General features: G+C 57.9%; 7 protein-coding genes, 2 tRNA genes and 3 rRNA genes. 6 read left to right on the plus strand and 6 right to left on the minus strand.

Annotated elements, in window-relative coordinates:
• Positions 1-74: 74 nt before the first annotated feature.
• Positions 75-1547 carry a glycoside hydrolase family 125 protein gene (locus tag PREDE_RS10960; RefSeq protein ID WP_005847423.1) on the minus strand — a complete coding sequence of 491 codons (1473 nt, stop codon included), beginning with the start codon at positions 1545-1547 and terminating at the stop codon, positions 75-77.
• A gap of 619 nt (positions 1548-2166) precedes the next feature.
• Here PREDE_RS10960 and PREDE_RS10965 point away from each other — a divergent pair.
• The 5 genes from PREDE_RS10965 (at position 2167) to rrf (ending at position 7656) form a co-directional block, all read left to right on the plus strand.
• Positions 2167-3700: ribosomal RNA gene (locus PREDE_RS10965) — 16S ribosomal RNA — on the plus strand.
• Positions 3701-3958: 258 nt separating this feature from the next.
• A tRNA-Ile gene (locus PREDE_RS10970) sits at positions 3959-4032 on the plus strand.
• Positions 4033-4229: 197 nt separating this feature from the next.
• Positions 4230-4306, plus strand: a tRNA-Ala gene (locus PREDE_RS10975).
• Between the two features lie 222 nt (positions 4307-4528).
• Positions 4529-7432 (plus strand): 23S ribosomal RNA (locus PREDE_RS10980).
• A gap of 111 nt (positions 7433-7543) precedes the next feature.
• Positions 7544-7656: ribosomal RNA gene (gene rrf / locus PREDE_RS10985) — 5S ribosomal RNA — on the plus strand.
• Together the 16S, 23S and 5S rRNA genes with 2 tRNA genes alongside form the textbook arrangement of a ribosomal RNA operon.
• A gap of 307 nt (positions 7657-7963) precedes the next feature.
• On the opposite strand, the gene PREDE_RS10990 is transcribed toward rrf, so the two are convergent.
• Positions 7964-8971, minus strand: a complete 1008-nt coding sequence (locus PREDE_RS10990) for a patatin-like phospholipase family protein (protein WP_244879150.1) — start codon at positions 8969-8971, stop codon at positions 7964-7966.
• 264 nt (positions 8972-9235) lie between these two features.
• On the opposite strand from PREDE_RS10990, the gene PREDE_RS10995 reads away from it, so the two are divergent.
• On the plus strand, positions 9236-10387 hold the full coding sequence (locus PREDE_RS10995) for an IS110 family RNA-guided transposase (RefSeq protein WP_015310491.1): 1152 nt from the start codon (positions 9236-9238) through the stop codon (positions 10385-10387).
• A gap of 277 nt (positions 10388-10664) precedes the next feature.
• On the opposite strand, the gene PREDE_RS11000 is transcribed toward PREDE_RS10995, so the two are convergent.
• The 4 genes from PREDE_RS11000 to PREDE_RS11015 are packed head-to-tail and all read right to left on the minus strand — an operon-like array spanning position 10665 to position 15238.
• Positions 10665-11750, minus strand: a complete 1086-nt coding sequence (locus tag PREDE_RS11000; RefSeq protein ID WP_005847728.1) for an ABC transporter permease — start codon at positions 11748-11750, stop codon at positions 10665-10667.
• 26 nt (positions 11751-11776) lie between these two features.
• Positions 11777-12880, minus strand: coding sequence for an ABC transporter permease (locus tag PREDE_RS11005; RefSeq protein ID WP_005847726.1), 1104 nt, complete (start codon positions 12878-12880; stop codon positions 11777-11779).
• A complete protein-coding gene (locus tag PREDE_RS11010) occupies positions 12877-14334 on the minus strand; it encodes an ATP-binding cassette domain-containing protein (RefSeq protein ID WP_005847725.1) in 1458 nt (485 codons plus the stop codon). The genes PREDE_RS11005 and PREDE_RS11010 overlap by 4 nt, the downstream gene beginning before the upstream one ends.
• 4 nt (positions 14335-14338) lie before the next feature.
• Positions 14339-15238: an HlyD family secretion protein gene (locus tag PREDE_RS11015; protein ID WP_005847723.1), complete on the minus strand. Its 900-nt coding sequence runs from the start codon at positions 15236-15238 to the stop codon at positions 14339-14341.
• Positions 15239-15335: the final 97 nt, after the last annotated feature.

The raw sequence follows: 15335 nt of genomic DNA on the forward strand, positions 1-15335 counted from the left end.
GCGGCGTGGAGGCGGGGCGGGTGCGCCGCCGTGGCGGCTGCTTGCGGCAGGGCGGGCGGGACGGGGAGCGGCGGTCAGCGCAGCCGGTTGAGCAGTGGGGCCTTGCCGTCGTCGATGAGTTTGAGCACCAGCTCGCCGAAAAGCGTGTTGGCCCAGGCAAACCAGGGGCGGGTGTAGCTGGTGGCGTCGTCCACGTTGAACGACTCGTGCATGAAGCCCGTGCCGCCGTCGGTGTGCATGAGCATGGTCATGTATCGGGCAATCTCTTTGTCGTCGCGGGCGGTGAACACCTTCATCATGATGCTCATGGGCCAGGCCAGCTGCCGTCCGGCATGGGGCCCGCCGATGCCTTCGCCCGCCCGTCCGCGGAAGAACCAGGGGTTGTCGTCGCTCCAGACAAAGCGGCGCGTGTTCTGATAGATGGGGTCTGCGGGATCCACGTCGCCCAGATAGGCCAGGCTGAGCAGGCTCGGCACGTTGGCATCGTCGGCCAGCAGGTGGTTGCCGTAGCCGTCTACCTCGAAAGCGTAGATGTCGCCATACTTGGGATGGGGGTACACGGCATGCTGCTTCAGGGCGGCGCTCACCTCGCGGGCCAGCCGTGCGCAGTCGTCGGCCAGCCGGGCGTCGCCGTTGGTCTTGCGCAGGATCTCGGCGGCTTTGTTCATGGCCGAGACGGCCATGAAGTTGGAGGGCACGAGGAAAGGAAAGGTGGTGGCGTCGTCGCTCGGCCGGAACACCGAGGCGATGAGGCCCACGGGCTTCGCCGGCGCGCCGTAGCCGCCCCAGCCCACGGTGTCGTAGGTGCGGTCGGTGACGCGGTAGAATCGATAGCTGCCCAGCCCGTCCTTGCGCTGTTGCTCGCGGAAAGTCTTCACCACGGCGGCGATGGCCCTTTGCCAGGCATCGCCGAAGATGGTGTCGTCGCCCGTGGCCAGCCAGTAAGCGTAGGCCAGGCGGATGGGGTAGCAGAGGGAGTCGATTTCGTATTTGCGCTCGTAGACTTCCTTTTTCATGTCGGTCTCGTCGGTCTGCCAGCCCGCGCCGGTGGGGCCGTCGTTGAATGCGTTGGCATAGGGATCGATGGCCATGAGCTTGAACTGGCGCAGAATGACGCCGCGGATGAGCCGGCGCAGCTTCGGGTCCTTGCGGGCAAACGGCACGTAAGGCCATACCTGCGCACCGGAGTCGCGCAGCCACATGGCCGGGATGTCGCCGGTATAGACAAAGGTGTCGTCGTCGCCGTCGGGCTGTCGGTAGTGTGCAGTGGTCTCCAGCGTGTTGGGAAAGCAGTTCCCGAACATCCAGGCCAGCCTGGGATTGTCCTTTAGAATGCGCTTCACTTCCTTGATTTTCTGGTCGATCACCTCGGAGCGGAACAGGCGTTGCTCCACGGGAGGGCGCTTGGAGATGTACTCGGCGGCGTGGTCGTCGGCCACGGTGGTGGTGTATCGCGGATCCACTTGCACGTCTTGGGCGTGCAGTGCGGGTGCGGCGGCTGTCAGGCACAGCGCGAGGGCTAGGGTGCGGGTGATGGGATGGTACATGGCGGGTTGGGTGTTGGCGGTGGATGTTGGGGTCGAGTTTGGGTTGTTTTTCGTTGATGGTCTTGTCCGTATGGCGCAAATATAGCCATTATTTTCCGGTTTTCAAGCCTTTTCGCCCGATTTTTGCGGTGTCTGTCATTCCCTTTCCAGCCTCCTCAAGCATGTTTCAGTCGTTTCAACAATGCTTGTCGCCGCTTTTTCGCGCATATATATAATAATGTGAGTTCTGTTTTTGTGTCCTTGTTTTGTCCGTTAAAGCGAAAAATTCGTTTTTCATCTGTATTTTTTTGTGGGATTGTTTGGTTGTTTTGGTTGCAATGTCTACCTTTGCACTCGCTTTCCGCCTGTGTGGCGGTTTGCGTTTAGGAAAGAGTTCTTTGAAAGTATTTACATAGACAGAGTAGTAGTACAAGAAGCAAGTCCCCGTTCCTGTTTTTATTGGGTTTCGGGGAATTGGGTATGAATGAGAACCGTCCGATTCATTTTGGATGAGATTCACAGGTTTTACTTGAACTTCGATACATTTTCAGGCGTTCTGTGACAGGCAAGACGTCGTGCTTCCATTTGCCGTGGGGCATTGGCCTTGTGGTGATTGTAGGCACGTACAATGTTATATTTTACCATGGAGAGTTTGATCCTGGCTCAGGATGAACGCTGGCTACAGGCTTAACACATGCAAGTCGAGGGGCAGCATGGCGGATGCTTGCATCTGCCGATGGCGACCGGCGCACGGGTGAGTAACGCGTATCCAACCTACCTTCAAGCAGGGGACAATCCGTAGAAATGCGGTCTGATACCCTATGTATTCCAACGAGGTCCTCCGTGTTGGAAGAAAGGTTTATCCGCTTGTTGATGGGGATGCGTCCGATTAGCTTGTTGGCGGGGCAACGGCCCACCAAGGCAACGATCGGTAGGGGTTCTGAGAGGAAGGTCCCCCACACTGGAACTGAGACACGGTCCAGACTCCTACGGGAGGCAGCAGTGAGGAATATTGGTCAATGGGCGTAAGCCTGAACCAGCCAAGTAGCGTGCAGGATGACGGCCCTATGGGTTGTAAACTGCTTTTATACGGGGATAAAGTGCGCCACGTGTGGTGTTTTGCAGGTACCGTATGAATAAGGACCGGCTAATTCCGTGCCAGCAGCCGCGGTAATACGGAAGGTCCGGGCGTTATCCGGATTTATTGGGTTTAAAGGGAGCGTAGGCCGCATGTCAAGCGTGTTGTGAAATGCAGGTGCTCAACACCTGGATTGCAGCGCGAACTGTCGTGCTTGAGTGTGCGCAACGTTGGCGGAATTCGTCGTGTAGCGGTGAAATGCTTAGATATGACGAGGAACCCCGATTGCGAAGGCAGCTGACGGGAGCATAACTGACGCTGAAGCTCGAAGGTGCGGGTATCGAACAGGATTAGATACCCTGGTAGTCCGCACGGTAAACGATGGATGCCCGCCGTCCGCCCTTTTATTGGGCGTGTGGCCAAGCGAAAGCATTAAGCATCCCACCTGGGGAGTACGCCGGCAACGGTGAAACTCAAAGGAATTGACGGGGGCCCGCACAAGCGGAGGAACATGTGGTTTAATTCGATGATACGCGAGGAACCTTACCCGGGCTTGAATTGCAGAGGAACGATCCAGAGATGGTGAGGCCCTTCGGGGCTTCTGCGAAGGTGCTGCATGGTTGTCGTCAGCTCGTGCCGTGAGGTGTCGGCTCAAGTGCCATAACGAGCGCAACCCCTCTCCGCAGTTGCCATCGGGTCATGCCGGGCACTCTGTGGACACTGCCGCCGCAAGGTGTGAGGAAGGTGGGGATGACGTCAAATCAGCACGGCCCTTACGTCCGGGGCTACACACGTGTTACAATGGGGGGCACAGCAAGCCGGCCGCGTGCAAACGCGGTCCAATCCTGAAATCCCCCCTCAGTTCGGACTGGGGTCTGCAACCCGACCCCACGAAGCTGGATTCGCTAGTAATCGCGCATCAGCCATGGCGCGGTGAATACGTTCCCGGGCCTTGTACACACCGCCCGTCAAGCCATGAAAGCCGGGGGTGCCTGAAGTCCGTGACCGGAAGGATCGGCCTAGGGCAAAACTGGTGATTGGGGCTAAGTCGTAACAAGGTAGCCGTACCGGAAGGTGCGGCTGGAACACCTCCTTTCTGGAGCTGTCGCCTGTGAGGTGTGCGTTGTGATGAAAGGTATTGCCTTAAGGCATGTGTGCCCCTCTGGGGCGTGTATGCCTTGTGTTTCTGAAAGGATGATGCCGTCCGGCCCGTGTGGCCGTATGGCAGTGACGGTTCGTCCAGCCGTTCCCAATCTTCTTGCTGCTGCTGCCCTGTTTTTGACAAGCAAGGGAAGAAGGAAGCCGGGCTGCCTCCGGTCCCCGTTTTTTGACAAGGGCCGGTGGGGCGCTAGAGAGTCCTATAGCTCAGTTGGTCAGAGCGCCACACTGATAATGTGGAGGTCGGCAGTTCAAGTCTGCCTGGGACTACTTTTGCAATTCAGGATTCAGGATTCAAAATTCAAGATTGCCGTCCGGCGAGGGCGTGCGGTTGGGAAGATGACGATGTTTTTTGTATTGTACGCTCCCTGTGGTTCCCGGTTCGGAATGCCGCCGGCTTGACATTGACATCCGTCGGTGCAGGTCTGTAATTTTGAATTTTGCATTTTGAATTATGAATTGGACAAGGGGGATTAGCTCAGCTGGCTGGAGCACCTGCTTTGCAAGCAGGGGGTCAACGGTTCGAATCCGTTATTCTCCACCACGACCGTTCCGTTCACGGAGCACGAACATGGGTTCGTGCGTCCTGAATGTGTACCCGGTCTCCGATCTTTGACATATTGACACAAGCAAGACTGTATAAGAAGAAAAAGTGAAGACTTGCCGCTCGTGGCGCGCCTTTTTAGAGGTGCGTGTCCACGTGCGGGACGATACAGCTGAAAGTATGGGCGTCCCCCTGGCAGATAAGCTGTCATGGGGGAAAGTCGAAGAAAGTAGGAAAGGGCGCATGGCGGATGCCTTGGCTCATCCAGGCGAGGAAGGACGTGATAAGCTGCGAAAAGCTGCGGTGAGGTGCAAATGACCCCTGACCCGCGGATATCCGAATGGGACAACCCGTCAGTCTGAAGGACTGTCACCCGGTGTTTTTTCCGGGGGCTAACGGAGGGAACTGAAACATCTTAGTACCTCCAGGAAAAGAAAATAAGATAATGATTCCCCCAGTAGTGGCGAGCGACCGGGGAAGAGCCCAAACCCACGCCGTGGCAACGCGGCTTGGGGGTTGTAGGACCACGTCGTTGCACGGCAGTTGCGAGGGGAATCCGCTGGAAAGCGGTGCCGCAGGGGGTGATAGCCCCGTACCCGAAGCATTTGTCGGCATAGTGGTATCCTGAGTAGCGCGGGCCACGAGTAATCCTGCGTGAATCCGCCGGGACCATCCGGCAAGGCTAAATACTCGGATGAGACCGATAGCGAACGAGTACCGTGAGGGAAAGGTGAAAAGCACTTCCATGAGAAGAGTGAAATAGTTCCTGAAACCATGCGCCTACAAGCGGTCGGAGCTGCTTATAGCAGTGACGGCGTGCCTTTTGCATAATGAACCTACGAGTTGCCGTCACCGGCGAGGTTAAGCGTCATGAGACGCGTGAGCCGCAGTGAAAGCGAGCCTGAATAGGGCGTTTCAGTCGGTGGTGGCAGACGCGAAACCAAGTGATCTACACATGTCCAGGATGAAGTCCGGGTAACACCGGATGGAGGTCCGCACCAATAAGCGTTGAAAAGCTTCTGGATGAGGTGTGTGTAGGAGTGAAAGGCCAATCAAACTTGGAGATAGCTCGTACTCCCCGAAAGGCATTTAGGTGCCGCGTGCGGTGTTCCGCATGAGAGGTAGAGCGACCGATAGGTCGAGAGGGCTTCACCGCCTATCGAGACCTGACGAACTCCGAATGCTCATGCGCCGCAGCCGTGCAGTAAGGGGGCGGGTGCTAAGGTCCGTCCCCGAGAGGAGAAGAATCCAGACTGCCGTCTAAGGCCCCGAAGTTCCGCCTGAGTTAGTCTAACGAAGTCCTGTCCCTGTGACAGCCAGGATGTTGGCTTGGAAGCAGCCATTCATTCAAAGAGTGCGTAACAGCTCACTGGTCGAGGGTCCGGGCGTGGATAATAATCGGGTATAAGGCGGACGCCGAAGACGCAGGATAGCATTGAATAAAGTATCGGTAGGGGAGCATGCCGTATGCGCAGAATGGTGAAGATGACTGATCCTGGAGCGTACGGCAAAGCAAATGTAGGTATAAGTAACGACAAGGGGGGTGAGATCCCCCCCCGCCGCAAGTCCAAGGTTTCCCGGGCAATGCCAGTCATCCCGGGGTAAGTCGGGTCCTAAGCCTCAGCCGACAGGCGATGGCGATGGCAGAAACGGTCAACATTCCGTTACTACCACATGGGGCGACGCGGGGACGGAGCAGTGACACAGCCGCGGGGTGACGGAAATCCCCGTTGAAGGGCGTAGGCGCCGAGGAGGGCAGGCAAATCCACCCTCCGAGCCGACCCTGACAGTATGCCCCTCCTTTCGGGGAGGGGTAACAGCGCTGGTAATCATACTCCCGAGAAAATCCGCTAAGCTCAACCCTTGTGGTACCCGTACCGCAAACCGACACAGGTAGACGGGTAGAACATACTCAGGCGTTGAGAGATTCATGGTTAAGGAACTAGGCAAACTGACCCTGTAACTTCGGGATAAAGGGTCCTCCCTTTTTTGGGAGGCGCAGAGAATAGGTCCAGGCAACTGTTTAACAAAAACACAGGGCTGTGCCAACACGCAAGTGGACGTATACAGCCTGACACCTGCCCGGTGCCGGAAGGTTAAGAGGAGACGTCATCCGCAAGGTGCCGCGTTGAATTGAAGCCCCGGTAAACGGCGGCCGTAACTATAACGGTCCTAAGGTAGCGAAATTCCTTGTCGGGTAAGTTCCGACCTGCACGAATGGTGTAATGATCCGGACGCTGTCTCAACCATGAGCTCAGTGAAATTGTAGTATCGGTGAAGATGCCGATTACCCGCGATGGGACGAAAAGACCCCGTGAACCTTTACTACAGCTTAGCGCTGACCTTGGTCATCCGATGTGTAGGATAGGCCGGAGGCTTTGAGGCGTGCACGCCAGTGCATGTGGAGCCCTCCTTGAAATACGGCCCTTCGGCTGTCTGAGGTCTAACGCGCGTATGCGCGGACACCGCTTGGCGGGTAGTTTGACTGGGGTGGTCGCCTCCAAAAGCGTAACGGAGGCTTCCAAAGGTGCCCTCCGGCCGATTGGTAACCGGCCTTATGGAGTGCAATGGCATAAGGGCGCTTGACTGGGAGGCAGACATGCCGAGCAGGCAGGAAACTGGGGCATAGTGATCCGGCGGACGTGTATGGAAACTCCGTCGCTCAAAGGATAAAAGGTACTCCGGGGATAACAGGCTGATCCCCCCCAAGAGCTCATATCGACGGGGTGGTTTGGCACCTCGATGTCGGCTCGTCACATCCTGGGGCTGGAGAAGGTCCCAAGGGTTGGGCTGTTCGCCCATTAAAGTGGCACGCGAGCTGGGTTCAGAACGTCGTGAGACAGTTCGGTCTCTATCTATCGTGGGCGCAGGAGTTTTGCGTGGTGCCGTCACTAGTACGAGAGGACCGTGACGGACAGACCTCCGGTTTGCCGGTTGTGCCGCCAGGTGCACCGCCGGGTATCCGCGTCTGGTCGGGATAAGCGCTGAAAGCATCTAAGTGCGAAGCCCTCCGCAAGATGAGAACTCCGTAGAGGGTCGTTGCAGACGACGACGTAGATAGGGCGCAGGTGTAAAGACGGCGACGTCAAAGCCGAGCGCTACTAATTGCCCGAGCGCTTTCTTCGGGCCCCATTTTTTCAGCCGTGGCGTTCCCTGTCCCGCTTTGATGCGGTGTCCGGGCGCATGTCTTTGTTTTTCTTTTTCAGTCTTGCCTTGTGCCGATGGTCATTCGTTATTTTTGGTGGCTGTTGCGGCGGTGTCCCACCTCTTCCCATTCCGAACAGAGAAGTTAAGCCCGTCTGCGCCGATGGTACTGCAATGCAATGCGGGAGAGTAGGGAGCTGCCTGCTTTTTGGTTCCCCGTCCACAGGAAGTGTGGGCGGGGGACTTTTTTGGGGTGGGGGAGGTTGGGGAAAGAGAAAGGGGAGAGAAGAGGATAGGCAGGGATAGGCAATGATAGGAGGTGATAGGTAATGATAGGAGGTGATAGGCAATTATAGGCTATGATAGGAGGTGATAGCAATTGATAGGCTATGATAGGCGTGATAGGCAATGGTGCGCGCCATCATAGGAGGTGATAGGAATTTGTAGGGACTTTTTAAGGGGCAATAGGCAATTTATAAGCAATGATAAGCTATGATAAGCTGTTATTGAGAGTTATGTGAGGGGGGAGGAAGTGAGGAGGTGAAGCATTTGCTGGTGGCCTTGGTTGATAATTTCGGGTGCTTTATCGAAGTCGAAAAGGCCGAAAGTGGACATTGGAAGATTCAGGCAGAGGTCTGGAGGGGTGAGACGCATGGCCATCTGCGTGTTGTTTTGAATGCTTATCTGGGCCACGCGCAAAGCCATGTTCATGTAGTTGGCGGATAATTCGGTTTTAAGGAATACGCGGAGCAGGGGGAGGCGATGCCAAAGAGAGGAGAACATGCTGCTCGCTCTGGCATCGTGTTGTTTGTGGGAACTGAAAGAGGTGTCAGTTTGGTGATTATTTTGTTTGAAATGGGCACCGAAGGAGGCATCAGCTTTGGGATTGTTTTGTTTGAGATAGGTGCCGAATGGCCTGTCTGCTGTGAGGTTGTCTTGTTTGAGACGGGTAGGGAAAGGTTTGTCGTCCGGTGCACTTACATTAACGGCTATCAGCAAATCGCCAGGATGACGCTGCACCCGATCAAGAGGGAGCGTGTTGTGCAGACTGCCGTCTACCAGGATACGGTTGTCGAGTGTAACGGGTTTGAAGAAGCCGGGAATGGAGATAGAGGCGCGGATGGCCGTGGAAAGCGGACCGCTGCGAAACACCACTTCCTGTCCGCTTACGACATCCGAAGCAGAGCAGCAGAAAGGAATGGGCAGGTCTTCTATCCGGACATCGCCGATGAGACTGTCGAGCAGCTGCATGAACCGCCCGCCGGTGGCAATGTGATCCAGGCCGGGTGAAATATCCATCATGCGGAGGACACGTCTGCGCGTGAGCCGTTCGGCTATGTTTTTTGCCTCGTTGATTTTGCCGGCGGCAAAAAGACCACCGACGAGGGCCCCCATTGACGTGCCGGCCACCGAGGTAATACGGAAGCCTTGAGCTTGCAGAGCCTCGATGGCGCCCAAGTGGGCCAGGCCGCGTGCACCGCCGCCGCCCAACACGAGAGCCACGCATCTGGCTTCTTCCATGCCATGCCGTCCCCTTATACGGTTCCACCATTGTGCAAACAATTCCATGCTTTGTGCTTTGCAATGCAGTTCTTTGCAAATTTACATAAAAATCGTGATTTATAAGCCAGTGGTAATAAAAAACCAAAAATAAATTCCCTGACGGCTTCCCTTGTACCGGTAGAAGTGTCAAGGCCAGCATAGATTTCCTTGTCCTAAACACATGCTCGTGGCACAATTTGTATTATCTTTGAGAGGTATTAATAATCCTCAAAATGTAGGCTTATGAGAATCGTATGCGGCCTTGACGTGCACAAAGATAGCATTTATCTTTGTATTTTGAGCAGCACAGGCGAAATTATTGAGAAAGTTTTCGGTGTTCTGACCTGCCAGTTACAGGAAATGCGTGATCTGATGCTCACACATCACGTAGAGGAGGCCGGCATGGAAAGCACGAGTGTCTATTGGATTCCTGTATGGCGTGTGCTTGAGCCGCACTTCAAGCTGAAGCTCATCAACCCCTACTTCATCAGGCAGCTTCCCGGCCACAAGAGCGATGTCAAGGATGCCCGGTGGATAGCGGAGTGCATGATGAAGGAACTTGTCCGTGGCAGCTTCGTCCCGCCCGAGCGCATCCAGCAGCTGCGCCAGTATGACAGGCGCATCTACGACCTTGACGATGAGATTGTCCGAAAGCTCGCCAAGCTCGACGCCGTCGTCCAGCGGTGCAACATCCGGCTGGGCAACTACGTGTCCAACACGGACAGCAAGAGCTACAAGTCCGTCATAGACAGGATCTGCGAGGGCGTGACCGACCCCAAGGTGCTTGTGGAGGAGATTCACGGCCGTATCATCAATCGCCACGGGAAGGACACCATCATCTCCTCGCTCACGGGATGCGTCACGGAATGCGACATGGACATCCTGCGCCAGCTCAAGGCCGAGATAGACATGGCCGGGCAACATAAGCAGGAATGCATGGACAAGATGCAGGCCGTCTGTGAAAGGGAATACTCCGCCGCATTGCAGAACCTACAGACCATACCGGGAATAAAGATGAGGGCCGCCACCTCACTGATTGCAGAAATCGGAACGGACATGGGCCATTTCCAGACGGCAAACCATCTTACTTCATGGAGTGGCCTGAGACCACGCAACGACCAGTCGAACAAGACCATAAAGTCACGCTGCATCACCCATGGCAACCGCTACCTGCGCCGCACCCTCATCCAATGCGCCTTGGGCGCGAGCCGCACCCAAGGCTGTTTCTTCAACCGCTTCTCCTATCATCAGACACAAGTCCGCAGAAAGAACAGGATGAAAGTACAGGTCGCCATTGCGCGCAAGATGCTTGTCTGCGCATGGCACATACTCAGCCGGAACGTCCAATACAAGGACTTCGACAACAGAATCGGGACTTCCGACGAAAACGGATGACACGATATACCGGTCATGGAAAGGCTATTATCTTTGTGATGGCACGCGACCTCGCTTTGCAAATTAACCCACGACATGGCCGGCGATGGAACCCAGTGTGAGCCCGGAGCTCGAAGAGGAAAGTATCATTATCGTTTATGCAGGCCTGGAGACGGGCCTGTACGCAACCAATATGGAACGAGGTGGCGAACTCCGGGTGTTTGAGTTACCTGGAAGGGCTTTTATTTTCGGTTTTATAGAGGAAAGATACAAAGTTTTGCGGACAAAGCGCGACTTGTCAGCGATTCTTCCGATAACTTGCCACCGCCCACACGTTCATCACCCCGGCAAAGGCAGCGAGGGCGAAAATTTGGCGGGCGACACTGGCGAAGCCGCCACCCCTCACGTACACTGTTCGGATGGCATCCATGAAATAGTGCATCGGGTTGGCCCTCACGATGACCTGTGCCCAGGCCGGCATGGAGGCCACCGGCGTGAACATGCCGCTCATCAACATCATGACCACCACCATAAACCACATGACAAACACCGCCTGCTGCATGTTGTCGCTGTAGTTGCTCACGATGAGCCCCAGCCCGCTGAAGAATAAAGCCAGCAGCAACGCCACGAGATAGGCCAGCCCCAACGGCCCCTGACAGCCAATGCCATAGACCAGCCACGCCAGCACGAGGGCTGTGGTCATGGCCACCATACCCACCAGCCAGTAGGGCACCAGCTTGGCCAGGATGAACTCCCACTTCCTGACCGGCGTCACATTCATCTGCTCTATGGTGCCCGTTTCCTTTTCGCCCACGATGTTCAGGGCCGGCAGAAATCCGCAAAGCATCATCATCAACAGCCCCATGAGGGCCGGAATCATGAACACTTTATAGCTCAAATGAGGGTTGTACAGGTCGATCACCGACACGCGCAACTGCTCCTCCGACGGCGTTGCCCTCAGGTTGGCCGTCACAATTTGCGAGAGATAGGCGGCCCCCATTCCGCCTTTGGTGGCGTTGCCGGCATTGGCCGCCACGTGTATCTGCGGCTGCCTCCCGTCGACGAGGCCGCGTTCATAGCGTGGCGGCACCTCCAACACGATGTCGGTCTGGCCGCGTTCCATGCGTTTCAGACCGTCGGCGTAGGTGTCGGCCTGTCCCTTGAACACAAAGTAGTTGCTGGCCTCGATGCGATGGATGAGCCGCCGGCTTGTGGTGGAGCGGTCGTTATCGACCACCGTCACGCCGATGTTGCGCACCTCCATGCTCATCACCCACGGCATCACGCACACGATGACGATGGGGTATAGCAGGATGAGCCTGAGGAGGAAAGGGTTGCGCCCCATCTGGATGAACTCCTTGCGTATCAGATGTTTCAGTATCATAACTTGCCCATTTTCTTGGTGAACGACTATTGCAGCCGCGTCTTGAACTTGCCCAGGGCTAGTCCGAGGACAGCGGCGGCCATAAGGCCGAGGACGCAGAGCTCGCGCATCACGTCGCCTACACCCACTCCCATAATCATCAACTTGCGCATGGCGGCGATGTACCAGCGGGCCGGCACCACGCACGAAGCCCATTGCAGCACCTCCGGCATGCTCTCTACGGGGAATATTAGGCCCGAAAGTATGATGACGGGCATGAGCAATACCACGGCCGACACCAGCAGCGCCACCAGCTGAGACTCGGCTACGGTGCTGATGAGCAGCCCGAGTGAGAGCGACAGCAGGATGTAGACCAGCGATACCACGACTATCCATCCCACCGAGCCCGCCAGCGGCACGTCGAGCACGAAGTAGCTCATCGTCAGGATGGCGACGAGGATAAGGACGGCCAAGGCCATGTAGGGTACGGCCTTGGCCAGGATGATGACGATGGGGCGCACGGGCGACACGAGCAGCACCTCCATGGTACCGCGCTCCTTTTCGCGGGCGATGCTCACCGAAGTCATCAGTGCACACACCAGCATGAGCAGCATGCCCATGATGCCGGGCACGAAGTTGTAGGCCGAGCGCAGCTGCGGATTGTAGAGCATGGTCGTGGCCACGACCTCTCTTGTCGTGCCCCCGCGGCCCCGTTGCGCGGCCGCTGCCACCACGGGCACCACGATGCTCTGGGCATAGCTGGCATAGAGCTGCCCCATGTTGGGGTCGGCTGCGTCGGTGAGTATCTGGATGGCGCCACGGTCGTAGGCGTGGCTGGCCAGCCGTGGGGCAAAGGCGATGGCCAGGTCGGCCTGTTGCCGCCGCATCATGCGCTCGGCGTCGGCCCCCGTGGGAGCCGTGCCCACGATGGTGAAATAGTCCGAGGCGTCGAGCGCCGCCACGGCCCGGCGCGTGAGTCCGTCCATCGAAGCCGTCACCACCACGGTGCGCACGTTCTTCACATCGGTGCGGATGGCAAAGCCAAAGAGCAGCATCATCACCGTGGGCATGCCGAAGAGGATGAGCATCGTGCGCCGGTCGCGCAGGATGTGGCGGCTTTCCTTGCGGACAAAAGAGAGAAATGTTTTCATGTGCGCCGGGCTTTTCGTGCCAAATGGGTGAATATTTCGTCCATGGTTGCAAGCCCGAGCCGGCGTTTCAGCTCGTCGGGCGGGCCCATGGCACTGATTTTTCCATCCACCATGATGGAGATACGGTCGCAGTATTCGGCCTCGTCCATGTAGTGGGTGGTCACAAAGATGGTGATGTTGCGCCGGGCAGCCTGGCGGATGAGCAGCCAGAACTGCCGGCGTGTGGCCGCGTCCACGCCGCCCGTAGGCTCGTCGAGGAACACGATGCCCGGCTCATGGAAGATGCTCACCGAGAAGGCCAGCTTCTGTTTCCAGCCCAGCGGTATGGCCTTCACGATGGTGTCGCGCTGTGCTTCCATGCCCAGTTCGTGCAGCACCAGCCCCGTGCGCTCCCGGATGTCCCGGTCGTTCATGCCGTAAATGCCGCCAAAGAGCCTCAGGTTCTCGGCCACGGTCATGTCCTCGTAGAGCGAGAAGCGCTGGCTCATGTAGCCAATGTTTCGTTTGATTTGCTCGTACTCCGTGGCCACGTCATAGCCCATCACGCGGCCGCGGCCCGCCGTGGGCTGGCTCAATCCCGTGAGCATGTGCATGGCCGTGCTCTTGCCGGCCCCGTTGGCGCCGAGGAATCCGAAGATTTCGCCCTGCTGCACGCTGAACGAAATGTCGTCCACGGCCCTGAAGTTTCCAAAGGCTTTCACCAGATGCTCCACCTCGATGACCGCCTCTTCCCCGTCGCCGCGCGTCGTGGCGGGCAGCGGGTCGGGGTCGAACACCGCCTTGAACCGGTTGAGTATTTCCTCGGGTGTGCCCGTGCCGGCCACGCGGCCGTGGTCCAGATAAGCCACTCTGTCGCAGCGTCTTATCTCGTCCAGATAGGGCGTGGCGGCCACGATGGTGATGCCTTGGCGGCGCAGCGTGGCGAGCATGTCCCACAGTTCCTTGCGGCTCACGGGGTCCACACCCGTGGTGGGCTCGTCGAGCAGCAGCACGCGCGGCCGGTGCACCAGCGCGCAACTCAGGGCCAACTTCTGCTTCATGCCGCCCGAAAGGGCTCCCGCCCGCCGCTGGCGGAAGGGCTCTATCTGGCCGTATATGGCGCGAATGCTGTCGTATCCCTGGGCCACGGTGGTGCCGAAGAGGGTGGCAAAGAAGTCCAGGTTCTCCTCCACCGTGAGGTCTTCGTAGAGCGAGAAGCGGCCGGGCATGTAGCCCGTCACCCGCCGTATGGCCCCCGGCTGCCGCCGGCTGTCGTGCCCCTCCACCGTGGCCTGTCCGCCGTCGGGCAGCAGCAGCGTGGCGATGATGCGGAAGAGCGTGGTCTTGCCCGACCCGTCGGGGCCGATGAGCCCGAACATTTCGCCAGGCTTCACCTTGAGCGACACGTCGTCCAGGGCCTGCACTGCGCCGTAGACCTTGGATACATGGCTGATTTCTATGGCTGCCTGTTCCATGCCGCTACGGTTTGGGGGCGAGCTCCACATGGCCGTACATCCCTATTTTGACATACCCGTCGTTCCTCACGGCAACCTTCACGGCATACACCAGGTCGGCCCTCTCGTCGTCGGTGAGGATGGTTTTGGGCGTGAACTCGCTCTTGTCCGAAATCCAGGTCACGGTGCCGGCATAGCGTCTGGGCTTTTGGTCGCCGTAGTCGGTGGTCACTGTCACCTTCTGTCCCAGTTTCACGGCGGCCAGCTGTGCCGAGGTGAGATAGGCACGCAGCGTCATCCGTCGGGTGTCGGCCATCTTGAAGAGGGGCTTTCCGGCCGTCGTCACCTCGCCGCGCTCGGCATATTTCTCCAGCACGGTGCCCTGCAGCGGGGCGGTGATGCGGCAGCGGGCGATGCAGTCGCGCAGCTGTGCCTCTTCGGCGTCGGTGGTCTGCTGCTGTCGGGCCAGCGTGGCCGTCTGTGTGCCCAGTGCCGAGGCTTGGGCGGCAATCTGGCGTTCCAGCACCAGCACCTGGCTGTTTGCGTCGTCGAGCAGCTTGCGCGGGGCGGCGCCGTCGGCCACGAGCTCGGTGTATCGCCGCTGTTCCTGCCGGGCTTTGGCCAGTTGTTGGCGCAGGGCGGCCAGCTGGGCCGTCACGTCGGGCCGCTGCGCCCCGTACACTTGGCGCACGGCACGCAGCTGTTGCAGCCGGAGGTGCAGGGGCATGGTGTCTACCAGCCCCGCCGTCTGTCCCATGGTCAGTTCCTGGCCTTCGGCAATATCAAGGGCGAGCAGGCGGCCGCTCTCTTCGGCCGACACGGTGGTCTCGGTGGCCTCGAACGTGCCCGAGGCCGTGTTCCGGGTCTCTGTGTTGCCGCAACCGACGAGGATGAGGGCGGCTATGAGGGGGAGGGGAGTTTTCATTTTTCTTTTGGAGTTATGAAGTTAAGGGGTGGGAGTTATGGAGTTAAAGGAGTTATGGAGTTAAGACAAATGGCAGTCTTTTGCCATATTGGGTGAG

It is taken from the genome of Prevotella dentalis DSM 3688 (genome assembly GCF_000242335.1).
GTDB classification, from domain to species: domain Bacteria; phylum Bacteroidota; class Bacteroidia; order Bacteroidales; family Bacteroidaceae; genus Prevotella; species Prevotella seregens.